Annotated in this window: 1 protein-coding gene; it reads right to left on the bottom strand. The window is 61.8% G+C overall.

The features are described 5' to 3' along the window. Window positions 1-1,559, bottom strand: a 1,559-nt coding sequence (locus tag GX466_09365) for an ATP-binding protein (GenBank protein ID NLH94403.1), incomplete at both ends; no start/stop codon positions are given.

The following is a 1,559-nucleotide window of genomic DNA, read 5'->3' as shown; positions in this document are numbered from 1 at the left end:
GCCCATTCGGGTTCGAGGCGGAGCGATTGCGGCGCGAGGTATTCCACGCCGAGGACGTCCTGGATCAGCTCGGAGCGGTTGACCACCTGTCCGTGGCCCTTTTTCTTGGCGACATTGAGAATGTATTTGGCGTACTTGGACCGGTAGGGATCGAGTCGCTCACCGTCGAGAAGCTCCAGGGCATCCAACACCGCGGTGGCCTGCTTGGTGCGGTTCTGTCCGGCGATTGCGCGCAGGGCGTCCTGTGCGGCCTGGGCCCGGTTCGCTCCGGTGATCAGCACCGAGAAGAACGGGTATTCGGGAGCCTGGTCCTGGAACCTCGCTCCGAGGCAGATACCGGCGATGGTGTTCACCATATCGCGGAAGTTTATCCGCTCATGGGAGCCGATCCCGGAAAGCTCCCTGATGGACTTGCCCTTGGCCCATTCGGTCAGGGACTTGGCGCGGCCCTGGTAGGTGACCTCGAATGCCGTGGTCATGTTCTTCTGAAGCCACTGCACGAGGTTGCGCAGGAAGTTCGACGCCTTGGATTCGTAAGTGGACTTGGCGTGGCCCGAGGCGGTGGATGCAAGGTCCAGAGCTGCGGCGTAGCTTTGAAGCGCGGTGCGGAATTCTTCGTCCGTGTTCTTCAGTCGCAGGAACAGCTCCTCGGGTTTCTTCTCGTCTTTGAAATGCGGGGGGTCAAAGGGCTGGATGAAATAGAGGTAGAAGTCCCGCGGCGGCACCGCTGTGGAGCGTTCGTTGGGCGCGCCGAAGAAAAGGTATCCCTGGCGCGCGGCCTTGCGTTCCAGCCATTCGAGCTCGTGCTGCCAGATTTTATAGCCCGTAACGTAGGTCTGGTCCGTGCACTCCATGACCCGCCGGAGCGCCTCATAGTAGTAGCGGTCGAGTTGCGAGGAATCAAGGCTATCGGCCCGCTTCTCAATCAGCGCGTCGAAATCGTCGGTCTTCTTGAGGTCCAGGTAATATTGGCGGTTGTCCGGATTGGACGAGATGAACTGCCCACTGACCGTTTTGTGGATTTCCCGCAGGACGGTCTCCACCTGGGAGAGCAGGTCGTCGGCCGGGTCGCCGCCCAGTTCCTCGATGCCCGGCTGGAAGAGGCACAAGCCGTCGCGCAGTTCCTCCGCCGTCGCGCCGAGGGGGGCGTGGATGTCGCTCGTCGTGAGCCGGTGGACCGACAGCGCGTGGATAAGCTGGGTCGCCATGGGCTTGTATGCCGGGCGGGTGAAGGCCTGCTGGATGCGCGATTCGAGCACCATGCTGCAATCGATGACCGCCTTGATGTCCGGAACGGCGCGAAAGGACGGGTTCTCGCGCAGGGTGGTCCAGTAGCCGTCATAAGCGATGACCCCGGGCCGGTCGTCGGGTACGTTCTGGTTGAGGAGCTTCTTCATGGCCAGGGACAGGGTTTTGAGCACCTCGCGCTTTTCCACCGCGGTGACCCGCTCGAAGGTGTCGATGTAGTCGGGATGCACGGGGAAGAGGCGCACGAACTCGTCCATGCGCTCGTTCATGCGGCCATAGAACTTGGCGAAGGGTGTCAGGTACTCCCGGAT

It is taken from the genome of Candidatus Cloacimonadota bacterium (assembly GCA_012516855.1).
GTDB lineage: Bacteria > Cloacimonadota > Cloacimonadia > Cloacimonadales > Cloacimonadaceae > Syntrophosphaera.
The sequence above is the reverse complement of the archived record's forward strand: the minus strand, read 5'-3'. Positions and strand labels throughout refer to the sequence as shown.